This window comes from Vibrio ostreicida (assembly GCF_013074385.2).
Taxonomy (GTDB): domain Bacteria; phylum Pseudomonadota; class Gammaproteobacteria; order Enterobacterales; family Vibrionaceae; genus Vibrio; species Vibrio ostreicida.
Genome location: NZ_JABEYA020000005.1, coordinates 200,660 through 216,287 on the forward strand (window position 1 = coordinate 200,660; position 15,628 = coordinate 216,287).

Annotated in this window: 17 protein-coding genes; 12 read left to right on the forward strand and 5 right to left on the reverse strand. The window is 44.5% G+C overall.

Annotation, left to right across the window (positions count from 1 at the left end; translation table 11 throughout):
• Positions 1-4: 4 nt before the first annotated feature.
• Positions 5-2,689: a bifunctional acetate--CoA ligase family protein/GNAT family N-acetyltransferase gene (locus HLM86_RS10125; RefSeq protein WP_170882654.1), complete on the reverse strand. Its 2,685-nt coding sequence runs from the start codon at positions 2,687-2,689 to the stop codon at positions 5-7.
• A 220-nt stretch (positions 2,690-2,909) separates the two neighbouring features.
• On the opposite strand from HLM86_RS10125, the gene HLM86_RS10130 reads away from it, so the two are divergent.
• Positions 2,910-3,485: an SPOR domain-containing protein gene (locus HLM86_RS10130; RefSeq protein WP_076588746.1), complete on the forward strand. Its 576-nt coding sequence runs from the start codon at positions 2,910-2,912 to the stop codon at positions 3,483-3,485.
• A 145-nt stretch (positions 3,486-3,630) separates the two neighbouring features.
• Positions 3,631-4,620, forward strand: coding sequence for a D-alanine--D-alanine ligase (locus tag HLM86_RS10135; protein WP_076588745.1), 990 nt, complete (start codon positions 3,631-3,633; stop codon positions 4,618-4,620).
• On the opposite strand, the gene HLM86_RS10140 is transcribed toward HLM86_RS10135, so the two are convergent.
• Entirely contained in the window at positions 4,617-5,573 is a 957-nt protein-coding gene (locus HLM86_RS10140) for a tyrosine-type recombinase/integrase (protein ID WP_076588744.1), read from the reverse strand. The genes HLM86_RS10135 and HLM86_RS10140 overlap by 4 nt on opposite strands.
• Positions 5,574-5,671: 98 nt before the next feature.
• Here HLM86_RS10140 and HLM86_RS10145 point away from each other — a divergent pair, with 98 nt between their 5' ends.
• On the forward strand, positions 5,672-6,043 hold the full coding sequence (locus HLM86_RS10145; protein ID WP_076588743.1) for a DUF3319 domain-containing protein: 372 nt from the start codon (positions 5,672-5,674) through the stop codon (positions 6,041-6,043).
• Between the two features lie 6 nt (positions 6,044-6,049).
• Complete coding sequence (yciH, locus tag HLM86_RS10150) at positions 6,050-6,361, forward strand: stress response translation initiation inhibitor YciH (RefSeq protein WP_076588742.1); 312 nt, start codon at positions 6,050-6,052, stop codon at positions 6,359-6,361.
• 267 nt (positions 6,362-6,628) lie between these two features.
• On the opposite strand, the gene HLM86_RS10155 is transcribed toward yciH, so the two are convergent.
• Positions 6,629-6,997, reverse strand: a complete 369-nt coding sequence (locus HLM86_RS10155; RefSeq protein ID WP_170882653.1) for a DUF3693 domain-containing protein — start codon at positions 6,995-6,997, stop codon at positions 6,629-6,631.
• A 175-nt stretch (positions 6,998-7,172) separates the two neighbouring features.
• On the opposite strand from HLM86_RS10155, the gene HLM86_RS10160 reads away from it, so the two are divergent.
• The 8 genes from HLM86_RS10160 to HLM86_RS10190 all read left to right on the forward strand — a co-directional run bounded on the left by HLM86_RS10160 (position 7,173) and on the right by HLM86_RS10190 (position 14,267).
• The gene (locus HLM86_RS10160) at positions 7,173-9,188 is read left to right on the forward strand and encodes a replication endonuclease (protein ID WP_170882652.1); all 2,016 of its coding nucleotides are present in this window, start codon (positions 7,173-7,175) and stop codon (positions 9,186-9,188) included.
• Between the two features lie 69 nt (positions 9,189-9,257).
• On the forward strand, positions 9,258-9,566 hold the full coding sequence (locus HLM86_RS10165) for a chemotaxis protein (RefSeq protein ID WP_170882651.1): 309 nt from the start codon (positions 9,258-9,260) through the stop codon (positions 9,564-9,566).
• Between the two features lie 8 nt (positions 9,567-9,574).
• A complete protein-coding gene (locus HLM86_RS20440; protein WP_353958830.1) occupies positions 9,575-9,673 on the forward strand; it encodes a tail virion protein G7P-2 in 99 nt (32 codons plus the stop codon).
• A 138-nt stretch (positions 9,674-9,811) separates the two neighbouring features.
• Positions 9,812-10,048: a major coat protein gene (locus HLM86_RS10170; protein WP_170882650.1), complete on the forward strand. Its 237-nt coding sequence runs from the start codon at positions 9,812-9,814 to the stop codon at positions 10,046-10,048.
• Between the two features lie 57 nt (positions 10,049-10,105).
• Entirely contained in the window at positions 10,106-11,575 is a 1,470-nt protein-coding gene (locus HLM86_RS10175; RefSeq protein WP_170882649.1) for a hypothetical protein, read from the forward strand.
• Complete coding sequence (locus HLM86_RS10180; protein ID WP_217702155.1) at positions 11,575-11,937, forward strand: DUF5455 family protein; 363 nt, start codon at positions 11,575-11,577, stop codon at positions 11,935-11,937. Before HLM86_RS10175 ends, HLM86_RS10180 begins: the two co-directional genes overlap by 1 nt.
• On the forward strand, positions 11,937-13,004 hold the full coding sequence (locus HLM86_RS10185; RefSeq protein WP_170882648.1) for a zonular occludens toxin domain-containing protein: 1,068 nt from the start codon (positions 11,937-11,939) through the stop codon (positions 13,002-13,004). The genes HLM86_RS10180 and HLM86_RS10185 overlap by 1 nt, the downstream gene beginning before the upstream one ends.
• A 42-nt stretch (positions 13,005-13,046) precedes the next feature.
• Positions 13,047-14,267 carry a secretin GspD/PilQ domain-containing protein gene (locus tag HLM86_RS10190; RefSeq protein WP_170882647.1) on the forward strand — a complete coding sequence of 407 codons (1,221 nt, stop codon included), beginning with the start codon at positions 13,047-13,049 and terminating at the stop codon, positions 14,265-14,267.
• Between the two features lie 220 nt (positions 14,268-14,487).
• Here HLM86_RS10190 and HLM86_RS10195 read toward each other — a convergent pair whose 3' ends face one another.
• The gene (locus HLM86_RS10195) at positions 14,488-14,904 is read right to left on the reverse strand and encodes a hypothetical protein (RefSeq protein WP_170882646.1); all 417 of its coding nucleotides are present in this window, start codon (positions 14,902-14,904) and stop codon (positions 14,488-14,490) included.
• Positions 14,905-15,070: 166 nt separating this feature from the next.
• Positions 15,071-15,439: a phage protein gene (locus HLM86_RS10200; protein ID WP_170882645.1), complete on the reverse strand. Its 369-nt coding sequence runs from the start codon at positions 15,437-15,439 to the stop codon at positions 15,071-15,073.
• Between the last annotated feature and the right edge of the window lie 189 nt (positions 15,440-15,628).

Below are 15,628 nucleotides of genomic sequence, written 5' to 3' on the forward strand. Positions count from 1 at the left end.
CCCGCTAGCGATTAAGCAGCAAGACCATGTCGGCAATGCTCTCTTCAAACTGGACATCCAGCGTAAAACCAAGTTTTTGCGCCAAGTTGAGCATGCCCCGATTAGTGGGCATGGTGATACCAGAGATTTGCAACGTGCCTTTTTGCTGGCAGTAATCAATAATACATTGCATTAATTGTTTGCCTAATCCGTTCCCTTTATGATCAGAGCGGATAAGAATAGCAAACTCAGCATCGGTATTATCGGGATTGATCAGAGCGCGTGATACACCAATGATTTCAGGATCCGACGCCCTATTTTTTACGGCAACAAACGCCATTTCTCGGTCGTAATCAATCTGGGTGAAATTAGCAAGTGCTTCATGATTAAACTCGCCCACATCACTAAAAAAGCGTTGATATAAATCGTCTTTCGACACGCGATTAATAAAGCTAGCGTGTTTTGGCTCATCCTCAGGAAGTATTGGTCTGATCAGGATCGCTTCACCATTCGATAACTGGCTAGGCTTTTCACATTCAACAGGGTATGGGCGGATAGCTAACCGTGTTTGAGTTTCTCCACTGTAGTTTCTCAAGGTGAGATCCGCATCTATAATCGTCAAAGTTTCGCCGTTAGCTAGCACTGGATGGATATCCAGTTGATATACTTGAGGGCAGTCAACGATCACTTGCGATATCCGGACCAAAAATTCAGACAAACTTTGGATATTGAGCGAACTGGGCTGTTTAAGCCGCCGTATCTTGCCACTCTTAATCGCCTGAATAACGAGATATCTCGCCAACGTCATATTGAGCGGGGGCAGGGCTGAAACCGCATCCTTGGCTTCGTCCCACTCAGACTCACCTTGACCCAATAGAATGACGGGGCCAAAAGTATCATCCGTTTTGACCTTAATTCGTATTTCCTCACCGCCACCTAGTTTGGCCATGCCTTGTACGAGCAAGCCATGCAGGTGAGCAGATGGATAAGACAACTGTGCCCGATCGAGAATCGCTTGGGACGCAGCCGCCACGTCATGGCGGCTGTATAAATTGAGCATAACCCCCTGAACTTCTGATTTGTGCACAATATCAGGGGAACGCAGTTTAACGGCAACCGGATAACCAATTTGTTCCGCCACGTGAACGGCTTCACAGGCATCGGAAGCAATCCAGGTCGGCAACACATGAAAATGAAATAATTTGAGGAAGTGACCAAGTTGATGCGTATCAAGGCTCACCACACTCTGGTCCTGAAGTTTGTCTTGTATCCACTTTCTGGCTTGTGTCAGTTCGCGAATATGGACTGGCTCCGCAGTCGTTGGCGTTTCCATTAGCTGCTTTTGATTTCGACGGTACTCGACCAAGTGCATAAAAGCGGTCACGGCACTTTCAGGAGTTCGATAAGTGGGAATGCCCGCTTGAGTAAAGATGCGCCTTGCCGGCCTTGCCGTCAGTTCGCCAGACCAATTAGTCAAAAGGTTAAAACGTTGATGACGAGGATGTGCTTTTATCGCCTCAACGATCGCTTGCGCCGTTTGCTCTGAATGCGCAATCGCTGACGGGCTATACATGATAAGAATGGCATCGGCACAATCACTGTCCAATAGAATCATTAATGCATCAATATAACGTTGACGACCAGCGTCACCGACTAAATCGATAGGGTTATGCTGGCTCCAACTTGAAGGCAATACCTCATTCAAACGCTGGACGACATCGTCAGGCAAAACGGCCAACTTACCGCCCCGCGCCAGCAACGTATCCACCGCCATAATCGCAGGACCGCCGCCATTGGTCATAATGGCCAAACGTTCACCTCTCAAAGGTACAGCGTGGGTAAGAGTCTCGACCGCAGCAAACAACTCATGAGAATTGGCAACCCTTAACATGCCAGCACGGGTGATCGCGGAATCATAAATGATGTCCAATGTACTGTCGCCGCCCGTATGAGCGCGAGCGGCCCGTTGGCCTTCGGCGGTTTTCCCTCCTTTGAGAACCAATATGCGTCGATTTCGTGAGGCGGCGCGTGCCGCCGACATAAAACGCCGCGCATCCTTGATGGTATCAACATAAAGTAGGATGGCTTCGGTATGAGTATCCGCTCTCAAAAAATCGAGTAAGTCGGAAAAGTCGACATCTGACGCATTCCCTAATGAGATAAACGCGGAAAACCCAATGTTCTTGTCGTTGGCCCAATCTAAGATCGTGGTACACATTGCCGCTGATTGAGAGATAAAAGCAATATTACCGCGCTGGGCGGTCACGGGGGAAAATGAGCCATTAAAATTGATCCATGGTAGGATCAGACCAAGGCTATTGGAGCCCAGCATTCGCATCTTTGCTGCTTGAGCGATTTGGAGGCAAGTCTGCTCTATAGTTAGGCCATCGTTCGTGTCAAAATACATCTCTGATGACAACACAATGACGGCGGTCACACCCTTTTCAGCCAGTTGTGTGACTACCTCAATATTGCGGGTAGCGTTGGTGCACAAAATCGCCACATCCGGCGTTAAGGGCAACGAGGCTATGTCTGGATACGCTAACACACCACATACTGACGCATAGTTTGGTGACACCGGCATGATCGCCCCATCAAACCCACCTTGCAAAAGATTCGTCATCACAATATTTCCCGCTCGCATTGGCTTATTTGATGCCCCAATCACGGCAACAGATCTGGGCCTAAGTAGAGGAATAAGGTTGTTCATAAACACGCTCCGATAAAGCAGGGTGGGTTGCCTAATCTTACTCAAGACAGCCGACAAAAGTTGAGTTAATTGGTGTAGTTTTATTCAGATCACCCGACGTGCCTCTCAGTTTGTGCCATGTGTCACAGTGTATTGATATATAATTAAAATGTTGGCTTGATTCTGGGCCTATCTAACGGCATGATTTACAGTAATTCCTAAAAACGGCATTGAAGAATTCATGAAAAAAATCGCAATAGTTGGCTTATCAGTGGTGCTTTCCGCGTGTGTATCGAGTGACTACGTTACAGACGTATCGTCGGAAAGCTATCGTGAAAATTACAAAACAGCGGCAATTGAGCAGCCGATTGTTTCTGAGCAGGGTATGACCAATAGTGTCATGGAAGAGGCGGTGAAAACCGTGAGACCGATGACTGACCAACACATGGCCAACACCGGTATGCAAACCTCCCATAAAGCCAAGCCCGCGATCGCTATTATTCCGCCAACGGCAAAACAAAAGGCGATGAATCCCCGTTATGGTTACACGATTCAGGTTGTTGCAGTAGGCAGCCAGACAAAAGTAGACCAGTTTGCTCGTAAGTTACCCCGAGACAACCAGCCGGTTTGGGAAAATTACAAAGTCGTCAATGGCACCAAATGGTATACCATTCTTTATGGCGATTACCCAACGCGTATGGATGCGAAAAAAGCCATTTCTGAACTCCCAGGTGAACTTCAAGCAATGAAGCCTTTTGTGAAGAGCATTGATACCGTTAAGAACTCTCAGTATCCGACGCTAAACAAACTGAACTAAATCAGTGAAAGGGGCTGCGGCCCCTTTTTTAATGACGATTAAATCGGCATTAGCGTCGATAATAGTAATAATTCGATGATTCCTAGTGCCTTTTTCATTATGATAATCCCTTCGAACGCTTGGCTATTCACGGAACGATCTTTTGATGGTTAAAACAAAAATTTTATTACTTTGCGGTGGGGGTTCTGCGGAACATGAGATCTCCCTTATTTCAGCAAACTATGTTCAATCTCAACTTGAATTAACACCAGAGTTTGAGGTTGTTCGCGTAGAAATGAAACCAAATGGATGGTTCGATAAAGACGATTTAGTCTATCTGGATACCAATGCGGGTACGCTAAACTCAGAGATGAGTACAACAAAAATCGATTTTGTCATCCCATGCATCCACGGTTTCCCGGGTGAAACAGGCGACATACAGTCAATGCTCGAATTGGCCAACATTCCATATCTTGGTTGTGGCCCGGAAGCAAGTAACAATAGTTTCAACAAAATCACATCCAAACTTTGGTATGACACTTTAGGTATCCCGAACACGCCTTATATTTTTCTCTCAGAAAACAATAAACAGGCTTATAACAAGGCAGAGTCTGCCTTTAAGGAGTGGGGCAGTGTATTTGTCAAAGCCGCGCGCCAAGGTTCTTCTGTCGGTTGTTACAAAGTCGAAAGCCTAGAGCAACTACAGCAAGCGATTAATGATGCATTTGGCTATTCTGATCAAGTCTTGATTGAACAAGCGATAACCCCAAGAGAACTTGAGGTAGCGGCGTATGAATATCAGGGCCAATTGCACCTGACTCCGCCGGGCGAAATTAAAGCACCTAAAAACTCTTTTTATTCGTATAAAGAAAAGTACAGCTCAGACAGTCATTCAAAAACGGATGTTGAAGCCACCGATTTAACCCAAGAGCAGCGGGATACCATCCAACACGCCTGTGAAAAAGTCTTCACGCAAATGCAACTGCGCCACTTATCTCGGATTGACTTTTTCCTAACACCAGAGGGCAAGGTATACCTTAATGAAGTGAATACGTTCCCAGGAATGACTCCGATTTCGATGTTCCCCAAAATGGTAGAGCAAAGCGGTGTTCAAATTCGCGACTTCCTTGCTGACTGTGTCAAACGAGCACGCTAACTCCAAGGCTTAAAACGTTTAAACACCATTTTCTCAGCATCAGCGATGTTCTTGTTCCCAAGATACTGATAGGGCATCGCTGGGCTGAGCCAACGACCAAAGTGTTGAATATCTTTCGTCTTTGCCCCTCGGCGAGACATGTCTTTGACAGCACCCACCCGTAAAGACTGGCCAGAAAACGCCACATTGAGCCTTAATTTCTCACTGGCAGCACGCAGTATTCTATAGATAGAAGAATCATCAAGCGCCTCCATGGCAATATTCCCGTGCTTATCGATCGCGCTAAACAAAAATGGATGGTCGACTGGTTTGCTTTTTAGCCAACGTTCAACCTGAGATTGTGCCGTCGACGACAGTCGGTAAAGATGGTCACCAAGCGCAACATGAAGCTGGGCATCAATAACTTGAAGATGGTTAGGGGTTAGGCGCTTAAGCTCTGAGCGTTTCAGCATACATTCGAACATAATGTGATAAATAGCAAGATCGCGAATTACCTTGGGACAAAGTGACTGTTCCAGTTTATCTGTCAATGAAATCAGGTGATGACGTTCGAAGGGAATGGTCGACTTTGCATCGCCAGCTTTATCGATTCTAAATTGGCCCAGAGCCTGCTGTACGGCAGCGTGTTGAGTAATATCATCAAGCCCAAATATACGATGCACCAACGATATTGTGACATTGTAACGCCTAAGGGTGGCGTATTTCCTGTCTTGAGATTCTTGTTCGAGAAACATGCGAACGGTTGAAGCCTGAGCGGGCAGAGGGCTTAACGATTTATGTCGACAAAAGTGTGTGAACAGATTCCAGTCTTTTGTCATCGCCAATAAGGAGTTTTTAGCATACTGTTCAACCGTCAATTTATTGAGATCACCAATGGTAATAGGGCGACCAAATTGAGGTATCAGTACGTCTTTAAGACTTAAATCTGTGATTGGTCTAATATTTTTTCGCATTCAAACGCACTATAACAGAACTATACTTACCTAGAATACTTGATTAAGCACAATATACAATTATTATTAAAATATCCTATTACTAAGTGACTTTGATTATGGCTGCTGCGACTTACCGAGGTTTCACCCTCAAAACTGCTGGAAGCTCGACAGATCTTTGGCAAGTTCAGATAAAGAATCACCTATTATCTGGCAGTATGCCTGCGGTAAAAAAAAGCATTGATTGGTTTTGCGACACGGCAACCATCATAGACCCGAAAGAATTTGGCTCCTTAAACAATAAAAAGCAGGAAGAGGGTAAACCTGCCCAAGAAAACTTTCATGGTTTTACGCTTAAAAATGATACGGGAGAACCAAACAGCTGGTATTGTTTTTTTAATGGTAAATTGATTAAGGGTGGAAAGCTTGCGATCCAAAAGCATATAGAGGCATACTTACTCTCTAGACAACAAGCTGCACAGAAGAAGTAACAACTCATGAGTCTCGTTTATTCAACAGATATTGGCCGAATCAAACCACAAGAAGAAAAAACCGAGCGGCCTCAAGGCGACGGTATCGTTCGCATCCAGCGACAAACTAAAGGACGTAAAGGCAAAGGGGTTTCCATTGTCTCTGGGCTCGATCTTGATGACGCACCACTCAAGCTACTCGCGGCAGAACTCAAGAAAGTATGTGGTTGCGGCGGCGCCGTTAAAGACGGCACAATCGAAATTCAAGGTGATGCTCGCGACAAAATCAAGGCACACCTTGAAAAGAAAGGCCATATCGTCAAATTATCAGGCGGCTAACTCTGTTTTCCCCCTCTGATTTCTAGGCCAAACCTCTCATGTTTGGCCTCAATTATATTCGTAACATCAAAATCCATTAAGCCGCTCACATCGGGCGATACTCGATATAAATAAACGGTTTGCTAATAATCATTGCGATTAATCTTTGATTGAAGAGAATGATTATTATGTATTTTATGGTAAATACAGTTATGTTCAACAGATTAATATTCTGGAGGATAAGGGGAGTCCTCTAAAGATAAGCCCTTATTAATACGCACACACAATTTAACATAATACATATAATACGCACCGAGCTAGTGACTCTGATGGGCTGCCAATCCACATCGCCAAGCCGCCGCAAGCAATTGATAAACCTTGAAAACCTAGCCCGTTATACTTTTTTGCGATATTCGCCCACATCATTTTTATGTTCGGGTTTTCATTGCGGTCAGCGTGACACCCAAGTAAAGCCAGCTCTGGGTCTAGTCCTGCGCCTTTAGCTAAAAAAATTGCTTCTTCATCAGTTACATAGCGAATACCTTTTCTTATTTTGCTAATTACATTCGGCAAAACGTTCAAGTCATGTGCTACTTGCTTGTCTTGTATGTAATTTTTGGTGTTTTTATAGCTATCTAACAGTTCGTTTGCATACATTTTCTTACCTCCGTTTTTCTTATTGTAACTTAAAAAATTCGATTTACAGTATCTTGTAAATACTACTTTTAGTATTTACGATTACTACAAATCGAATTTGACTGCCTTGGGCGTTGGACCTTGACGCTTTCGCCCTTGGTGGTCATCCCTCAACTAGTCAAAGGCGCTTGATAATATGCTTCGCTTGGTGCACGACCTCAAAACCAACACGTATGAGCACGTTGATTTTCAACCTGTTGAAACGTCTAACCGTCCTCGACTGACTGAGCACTTCGATAACCAGTTAGTTAGGTCTCTTGATTTCGTTGACCACACCGATTCAAACAATAAATATCAATCGTTGCGCCGTCATGCCTTAACGCAAGCTATTCATTCTTGGGATGTTTCCGATAATGTGCGCCCTGTTTTCTCAAACCCTTGTTATGACCTTGCGCCCTTATTTCGCCGTAATGGTGACTTTGGCCGTCATATGAAGCGTTCATATTTGGACATAGCCAAGAAGCAAAACGAGCGTCAAGCCTTTATTGAAGTGCAAGCCGCCAACGCTAGGCTTACTCAACATACCTATAGTGCGGCAATGAGTGATGAGGATGTTTGTCAACTCGCGAAAGCAAAATCACGCTCGTTCGCTAAGCAAATTCTCTCTATTGAGGGTGAATCTCATCAGTTTGCTAAAGCCTGTGAGCTGCTCGAATCCCTCGGGCTTTCTTTCCGTGATGAGTTGATCGCTCAAAAGTCCTCATCAGGTGAATTGTATTCACTGGTCAATCGCGTTTGTGATGAAATTTTTCTTCGTAGACAGTTACGCAAAAAATGTGCGTTAACAGTCGAACAGGTCTCAAGAGACTTGGCACTTGTTCAAGAGAGAAAGCAAGTCTATTGCTCTGATTTCTCAGTCTATCGCCAACGTGATCGCATCGCATCAAATGAGCAAGTGCTTGAAAATACCGTTGCTTTTGATGAGGACGATTTAGAAAACTGGTTCACTATCGCTGAACTGTCCAAAAAATCCGTTTCAAACACTGAGCTTCGCCGTGGCGAAATGTTCACCCGCTTACGTGGCTTTGAAGAAATCGCCCAAGAGTCTGGTCATGACGCTGTTTTTTATACCACTACAGCCCCTAGCCGCTTTCATGCTGTCTCTAACGGTGAGGTGAATCCTAAATGGTTACAGGCTGGCAAGCCTACCGCAAAGCAAGCGCACTTACATTTAATGGATGTGTGGCAGGATCTTGGAAAGCTGCTCGATAAAAAGGACATCAAACTATATGGAATACGCATTGCGGAGCCACATCAAGACGGTACGCCTCATCATCACTTTTTGCTGTTCATGCGTCCAGAGCATCGTGAAACCGTCACCCATGAATTTAATCGTCTTGCTATGAGTGATTCACCAAGTGAGCGCGGCGCTAAGAAATATCGATTCAAAGCAAAGACTATTGATTGGCAAAAAGGGTCCGCCATTGGTTATGTCGCTAAGTACCTGAGCAAAAACATTGATGGTCAGCATATCGATTGTGATAAAGGCTCTCGATTAAGCGGTATTGAGGCGGCTGAGCGTGTTGTCACTTGGGCGCGAGTGAATCAAATCAAACAATTTCAATTCATAGGCGGTCCGTCGGTTACGGTGTGGCGTGAGATGCGTCGGTTGAGAGACGAATTTAAAGAGGATAGCACCGTGTTATCAGACATTAGTGAAACTGAGCATTACATGCTTGAGAAGATACGCAAAGCCGCTGACATCGGCGATTGGAAGGATTTTTGTCAGGCGATGGGAGGCGTTTTCGTTAAGCGCAAAGACCAGCCTGTCCGTGTTCAATACAACGCGCCGGACGCCATCGAAAAGCTATTAACGTCCGGTGAATTCTCCCCCACTCGCTTTGGTGATGCGGCTCAAGGTCGCGTGTCTGGCCTTCTGTTTAAGAATGTGTTTTTGGCTACTCGTTTTCGTAACTGGAAAACGCAAAATAAACAGCAGTTCTTAGCTGCTCAGAAAACCATTATGAAAGGGACGGCTGATTTCTTTGATGCGCTCGAAGCGCAAGCCGAATATACGCGAATGGCTGAACAGCGTTATGCACAATATGAGGAATACGTTGCTTATATCGAAGAGTTGCAAGCTCTTGTGCTCTTAGGCGATATCGAGGGCGCGTGTTTGGTGGGCGCAGCCCCGCCAGACATGCGCCATTGATGTCGCCCTTGGACTTGTGTCAATAACTCCCGCTTTTCACTTTTTTAAACGTCAATAAAGGTAATAACTATGAAACTCGAAGGATTAATTTTAGACGAATCGGACATCATTCAAGAATCCAAAACGGGGCGCGGCGGTGAGCTGTTGCTATTGGGGAAAATTAACCTCATCACCACACACCCCACCGACACGATTGAGGTCAAAATCAGTGCGGAACTGTGGAATTCAGGCAAAGCAGGCCAGACGCTCAAACAGTGCGTTGGCCAGCGTATGACCTTCGACATTCAATACAAAGAATTCAGTTTTGGTAATGATGAGGGGAAGCACGTTGCGTTAACTGGCTTTCACCTCTTTGCTCTACCACAACTCAGTAAATAGGCGAAATTATGACAGTTGAGCAATTCGAAGCGTTTTATCTTTTGATTTTTTGCATTGGTTTAATGCTCTGCTTTTTGCTTGGCTGCATATATGGAGGTCAACGTTAATGCCAACGGTAGAATTTGTAATCGGGTCATTACTGACCGCGTCCGTTTTGGGGTACGCAGGAGCCAAGAGCATTTTAATGTTCAAGCAAGCTTCTGAAACCTCTATTTCTAACTAACCATCCTAAAAAGGAAATCAACATGAAAAAACTGTTAATTGGCTTAAAAAATCGTGCACCTGTTGTTGCTTTAGGTGTTGTCTCTCTTACTTCCGGTGTTGCTCATGCGGCTCTGGGTGTCGAGGCTCAAGCGGCGGCTGACGCTCTAACGGGTGCGGCTACCGATTATATTGCAATGGCTTGGGGGATCGTCCCTATCGTTGTGGTTGGCTTTATTGGTATCAAGCTATTCAGGAAATCAGCAAACAAAGCCACTTAATATCACCAGTGTGGGCGGTTCGCTGCCCCACTTTCCCTTCTTTTCTTGGATACCGCGATGAACAAACCACAAAGCGCCATGATTGCCTTGCTACTCTCAGCCGTTTCGTTTAATGCGGTCTCTGCGTTAGTCAAATTGACGGGCTGGGTTAACACCGTCAATCGAGTGACCTGTGTTTCTGTGGGGGATGTGATTGAACCGAATGACTTGCAAGGTTGTACTCTCATTTCAACGGTGTTCGGTAATGAAGTCAACAAAGGCCCCATTCTTAGTGTGACGGTCGCTTCCTCGTATCTGTCGGTGACGACGTCCCAATCAGGAGGTAACGACCTGTTTTATTATTCGGATATTGCCTCTTGCCCGGATGGCGAAGTCCCCGACCCCGCAACCGGACAGTGCGGTCCTGCGTGTCCTGACGGTCAGCAACCCGACCCCGTGACGGGCGAATGTGTCGAGGTGGCCTACTGCGACCTTTCTTCTACTTGGGATGAGATATTCAGTGCTGAAATGGCGTGCGCCGAATCAAGTGGCATATTTAGGTTTAGTTGCTCTGATTTCTTGGACACGCTCGATATGTCTTGCACTCAACCGCGCGAATGTGTCATAGGGATGCCTACCTATCCCGAGTGTTTAGGGGATATCGACCCAACCGACCCTATAACCCCGCCCGATGGCGGTTTCAATCCTGGTACGCCACCGACGTCTAACCCTTCGACTCCGTCCTTTGAAAAGCCTGAACCGGATCATGTTACCCCAACCGATAGCACCGATACCGCAGTTTTGGAGGGCATTCAAAATCTTAATAGGGACAACAATAATGCCTTTAATGCCCTCAATACCGACGTCAACAAAGGTTTTTCTGATGTGAACAACGCGCTCAATCAATCTAATGCTTATCAGGCTGCGACTGGCGTTCTTATCAGTGAGCAAATGAATCAAGATTACGCCTTGCATCAGGCGAATAAAGCGGCGCAATTACAAACAACAGGGGCGGTCATGTCAGGCACGGACGCCACGGTATCCGCGATTAGTGGTCAAACAGGTGCGTTAGGCTCAAAGCTTGATGATATAGCTAGCTTACTTGGTGATTCTGGTGAAGCCCCTTGCGATCCTTTAGCTGACCCAAGAGGTTGTGAGGGTGACCACGGTTTGAAGGGGGACTTTATCGAGACCATATCATCCCAATTAGGTACTCAGTTTTCTAGTGATTTAAACGATTCTGAGGGCGTTTTGATGTCAACCATCCAAGGCACGATTGATAGCCCGTTAACGGTTGATATGGAGGTGGTTGGCGGTGATGCAAAAACCATGTTAATGGAGTCGTTAGGGTTTAATTCTGGTTGCCAGCCTTTGACTCTTGGCAGTCATGAAGGATCAACAATTGAATTGTCATGCAGTTTAAGCGAGCAAATCAAAGTGATTCTCTCTTTTCTCATTGGGGCTTACACCATCATGACGCTATTCGATATTCTTCTCAATGGCATAACCCCTGCGGGTATTAAGCCAAGCGCAACGAGGCACGCATAATGATTGCACTATTACCCATTTTAGGCACGATTGGCAACGCAATGCGCTTGCCAGCTTTAGCGGCGTTTCTTGGTGGTCTTTCGGCTAAAATATTTGGTTTCTTCTTTCTTCGGTACACAAAGCAAATCGCAATCAATTTGACCATTGTTACCATGATTGTTGGGTTAGCTACGGCGGTGAGTTATTCAATATATGCCTTACTCACCGCTATTCATTTCGTTGCCCCTTCAGTCATTTCTCAAGCTTGGGGCTTCTTCGTTCCTGATATCGCGGTCCCTTGTGTCAGTACCATTCTTTCCGCTCGTATTATGTGTTGGGTCTGGGAGTGGCAAGTCTATATCGTAACGAAGGTGGCTGGCTAATGGCTCAAGTATTTTTTGTTACGGGCAAGCTTGGCGGCGGTAAATCGCTTGTCTCGGTGAGTAAAATTCGTGAGGCTTTGCAGCGTGGCGTTCCTGTCGCAACGAACCTTAATATTAACCTTAAAGAGATGATAGGACGCGATAAAAAGAACACCCGTCTTTATCGCCTGCCAGACAAGCCAGTTGTTGAGGATTTGCAAGTCATCGGTAGTGCCAATAAATCCTATGATACGAGTAAAGACGGTTTGATTGTTCTAGACGAATGTGGCACGTGGTTTAACTCTAGAACATGGAACGATAAGAACCGACAGAAATTAATTGATCACCTTTTGCATATTCGAAAGCTTGGTTGGGATGTGATTTTTATTGTTCAAGATATTGCGATTGTAGACAAGCAAGCTCGCCTTGCACTGGCCGAGCATACTGTTTTTTGTCGCCGCATGGATAGAATGCAAATCCCTGTTGTTTCCTTTCTTGTTTGGATGTTCACGCTCGGCCAGTGTCGCTTGCCCTTGCCGAAACTTCATATAGGCATCGTGAAATACGGGGATAACGCTCAATCGCTTACCGTAGACAAATGGATGCTTTGGGGTACGGACCTTTATTCTAGTTACGATACTAAGCAAATGTTTAGCCCTAACTACCCTCACGGCGTTTATTCCGTATTGCCTCCTTATTATGTGCATGGACGGTATACTGTCCCCTACACGGCGAGAAACATTATGCGTATTACAAAAATATACTTTCGTAAATACTCACGCTTCACCATGTTATTTTTGGGTGTCGCTGTGGCTTCCTTCATTTCGTATTTAACACGTCCTACCGTTGATCCCATTGTTGAGGTCACTCAACAGGTCGAGCAAAACGTGCCTAGCGTTGATTTGTCGGGCTATCGCATTGTGAGCTATATGAACGCTCCCAATCAGCCACTTTATTTTGAGTTGGATAAATCTGGGGTTCGTATTTCAAGTATCGAGCTTGCATCTTTGGGGTATTCATTTGAATCTAATTCAAGGTGTCAATTGACTTTGATGAAAAATGACATTTACGAGCGTATTCACTGTTAATTCTCTGGCGTATATTAATTTCATTAAATCAAGGTTTATAAAATGCGCAATTTTGTTATAGGTATCCTTTTTGCTTTTCATTTCTTATGTCTCTTACTGCTGACGGCATCCTGTTTTGCTTCTGAATCTTCTACGTTTGAGACGTCCAACACGCCCATTGCTGAGTTTGTTTCTTGGGGAGCGCGTGAGATAGGTCAACCGATTGTGCTCGGTCAGGGAGTGACGGGAACCGTCAGCTTTACCGCTCCAAACCTCAAGCCAGATGAACATGCATCGTTTTTTAACAACGTCTTATCCGCTCATGGGTATTGGGTTCAATTCGAAGATGGTTTCTATGTTGTTAAGCCGAAAGAGGATCAAATCAAATTGATTGAGCCGTCATTGGTTAAACTGTATAGGCTTAACCATGTGCGAAACTCTAAGCTTGTTGATGTGATTAATTCTACGCTTCAAGCAACGAGAACTCAGTCGGTTAAAGATAGCCCCATTAACAATTTTACTGTTGAGGTCTTACCGACAACCAACGGCTTATTGGTAACTGGAACGAAAGAACAGCTAAGTAAAATTGATATTTTAATACAGGCGATTGACAGTCCTCAAAAACAAGTCTTTATCGAAGCAATAATAACAGAAGTGACTTTTAGTGATGCTCAAGAAATTGGCGTGAATATGCAATTGGCACTTGATAAGGCGGGCTTTGTAACGAATACAACCGTGGTTGATGTATTAACAGATAGTGCCGCTATGTTTTCAGGCGGAAATTTTAACGCCTTAGTTAAAGCGGTCATGAATAATGAAGATTCAGAGCTATTATCTCGCCCTAACATATTAATAATGGATAGGGAGCGCGGTTATATAACAGTGGGTCAAAACGTGCCTTTCCTTACTTCATCAGAGGTTACGGACGGTGGTAATACGGTGCAACGTATTGAGCGTCATGATGTGGGTATTTTATTGGAGGTGACACCTCACGTTATCGGTGACGAAATAATCTTATCGATAGGTCAAGAATCTTCATCAGTGACTAACTCTACCCTAGCGTCCGATATCATCATCAATAAACGTACGCTTCAATCAGTCGTCAAGGTGCAAAATAAGCAAACCATTGTTCTTGGTGGTTTAATGTCTAAATCTGAGCATATGAGCGAAACTGGTATCCCCGTTCTTATGGATATACCGCTCCTCGGGTCTTTGTTTAGGTCAGAAAAAACGGAAAAGATACAAAAGGAATTAAAAATAGTTATGAGAACAACAATTTTTTAAACGCTTCACCTGTAAATTGTGACCAGTGCAAGCGGTTTTTTGCTTGCTCTGGGCGTAATTTGAACAAGCGAAGCGCGTTAGCTTGTGAAAAAAAAGAAACGAGCAAATTTTAGTCTTTCGTCTGTAAATACTTGTATATCTAAAGGTTACTCCTAATTTGTAGCTGAACAACACCCTGCTAAGGTGTGAGCAACGCAATACCGATGCCGCCGCATACCCCTTAAACACCAAACAGAGACTCACAGAGCACGCTTAGTTCAATCTCATCACATCCAGACAAGTCTGAGCGCATTGCTTTTACAATTTTACTAAAGGATAGATACGATTCTTTATTGTCCAATGAATCGTGTTTTTGAAAGAAAGAATTCACTGTTGTTACAACTGCTTTACTACCTAGCAAAATTACTCGTGTTTTGGATTGATTTAATTGCTTTAGCTGCTCAACACTACGCTGCTCCGAATGCGTTGCTGAACTTGCGATTTCAGCAACAACATTTAAAAAATCCAGATAGGCTGAACTCCGTATTTCAACATGTTTTTTTTTCTTTTCCGTGCGACTTCCCAGCCAAAACTGAACTAGCGCACTAGAAAGTACACCACCAATTCCGATCAGAGCCACAACCACTTTAATATCCATGTCTCTCCTTATAGGTATCACGACCACAGAACGCGCGCCCACCTATTATCATTTTAAATCCCAATACATTACCAAATAAGATGCATAAAACACATATACACTTTAAGTATAACTTTTTAATAACAGTAAGCAACTCACTAAGGCCCTTTCAGAGCCTTAGTTATTGTTATCGTTTCATTGCACTAATAAAACGCGCCAGTTTTAACAGCTGAGTAGACGTTTTAATCTCCAACTCTGAGTTAATCTCCAGTAGTCCGATTCCGGCTAATATTTGCTGAGGAGTGATCAGCTGTCCAGTGGGTAACTCCATTCTGCTTCTGTTCATACTAAAACCGATCCAATCTTTACTGTAAGAGAGTTCTAGCCGTTTATACATCCTCATAAGCCGTTTACACTCTTTTGGAATGGTCGCTCCCTTATCCCAATGTTTGACGGTAGTCACAGTTTTGAAACACAATTTTGCTGTGTCTTCGACCGATAACCCGCATTCAAATTCACGAAAACAGTAATTCTTGGTCATTTCGTGGTACTTCATTGTTGGAACCCCTAAACATAGGAGTATCCACAATTAGTTGATATGAAACATGTTTTAACATAAGGGTGCATAATACGCACTTTGGTTTGATTCTTTCCTTTAGTCTGTCACCAGTGACTGCAATAAAATGAGCGTGTCTATCGATTATCTTTGTTCACGAAGGTCATAGAGAAATTCTGGTAACCCATT

Coding starts and splice junctions, on each gene's coding strand:
- yciH (WP_076588742.1), top strand. CDS start 6,050: ATGAGTCTCGTTTATTCAACAGATATTGGCCGAATCAAACCACAAGAA.
- HLM86_RS20440 (WP_353958830.1), top strand. CDS start 9,575: ATGACAGTTGAGCAATTCGAAGCGTTTTATCTTTTGATTTTTTGCATT.
- HLM86_RS10125 (WP_170882654.1), bottom strand. CDS start 2,689: ATGAACAACCTTATTCCTCTACTTAGGCCCAGATCTGTTGCCGTGATT.
- HLM86_RS10200 (WP_170882645.1), bottom strand. CDS start 15,439: ATGAAGTACCACGAAATGACCAAGAATTACTGTTTTCGTGAATTTGAA.
- HLM86_RS10160 (WP_170882652.1), top strand. CDS start 7,173: ATGCTTCGCTTGGTGCACGACCTCAAAACCAACACGTATGAGCACGTT.
- HLM86_RS10170 (WP_170882650.1), top strand. CDS start 9,812: ATGAAAAAACTGTTAATTGGCTTAAAAAATCGTGCACCTGTTGTTGCT.
- HLM86_RS10180 (WP_217702155.1), top strand. CDS start 11,575: ATGATTGCACTATTACCCATTTTAGGCACGATTGGCAACGCAATGCGC.
- HLM86_RS10185 (WP_170882648.1), top strand. CDS start 11,937: ATGGCTCAAGTATTTTTTGTTACGGGCAAGCTTGGCGGCGGTAAATCG.
- HLM86_RS10190 (WP_170882647.1), top strand. CDS start 13,047: ATGCGCAATTTTGTTATAGGTATCCTTTTTGCTTTTCATTTCTTATGT.
- HLM86_RS10155 (WP_170882653.1), bottom strand. CDS start 6,997: ATGTATGCAAACGAACTGTTAGATAGCTATAAAAACACCAAAAATTAC.
- HLM86_RS10130 (WP_076588746.1), top strand. CDS start 2,910: ATGAAAAAAATCGCAATAGTTGGCTTATCAGTGGTGCTTTCCGCGTGT.
- HLM86_RS10145 (WP_076588743.1), top strand. CDS start 5,672: ATGGCTGCTGCGACTTACCGAGGTTTCACCCTCAAAACTGCTGGAAGC.
- HLM86_RS10135 (WP_076588745.1), top strand. CDS start 3,631: ATGGTTAAAACAAAAATTTTATTACTTTGCGGTGGGGGTTCTGCGGAA.
- HLM86_RS10195 (WP_170882646.1), bottom strand. CDS start 14,904: ATGGATATTAAAGTGGTTGTGGCTCTGATCGGAATTGGTGGTGTACTT.
- HLM86_RS10140 (WP_076588744.1), bottom strand. CDS start 5,573: ATGCGAAAAAATATTAGACCAATCACAGATTTAAGTCTTAAAGACGTA.
- HLM86_RS10165 (WP_170882651.1), top strand. CDS start 9,258: ATGAAACTCGAAGGATTAATTTTAGACGAATCGGACATCATTCAAGAA.
- HLM86_RS10175 (WP_170882649.1), top strand. CDS start 10,106: ATGAACAAACCACAAAGCGCCATGATTGCCTTGCTACTCTCAGCCGTT.